The organism is Helicobacter sp. MIT 03-1616 (assembly GCF_000765685.2).
Classification (GTDB): domain Bacteria; phylum Campylobacterota; class Campylobacteria; order Campylobacterales; family Helicobacteraceae; genus Helicobacter_C; species Helicobacter_C typhlonius.
On record NZ_JROY02000039.1, the window covers coordinates 1 to 478 of the forward strand.

General features: G+C 32.8%; 1 protein-coding gene. It reads left to right on the plus strand.

Going from position 1 to position 478, the window contains the following annotated elements; translation table 11 throughout:
* A partial coding sequence (locus LS67_RS09485; protein WP_161594500.1) for a TrbG/VirB9 family P-type conjugative transfer protein occupies positions 1–478 on the plus strand: 478 nt, incomplete at both ends.

Below are 478 nucleotides of genomic sequence, written 5' to 3' on the forward strand. Positions count from 1 at the left end.
AGAACAAGAAATATTGCTTAGAAAACAAGCGGTAAGAAGCCAAAATCTCAATGCAATTCAAGGACAATTCTTTGCCAAGAATTACAAAGGCACAGAAAATACCATAACAATAGATTACGAAAATAATAATACCTATAAAATACGCACAAGAATCGCTATGACAAGCACAATGATTTTTCCACAAAAGATAAAAAATTTTATTTTGGGAGATAATGTAGGCTTTGAAGTGCTAGAAGTGCCTAATTCTCAAAACACCATAGCAATACGACCTAAACTCATAGGTGTAGATACAAGCTTGGCAGTCTTTACAGAAGATGGGAAGCTTTATTCTTTCTATATTTTCTCTACTGATTTTAAATCGTGGAAGAATCCTCATCTTGTTGTGTTTGTAAAAGATAAACGCACCACCATAGAGAAGAGCAAAGACCCATTTTTTGATGAGTATTTTTATGTAGAAGAAGGTATTAATAAGCTAAGA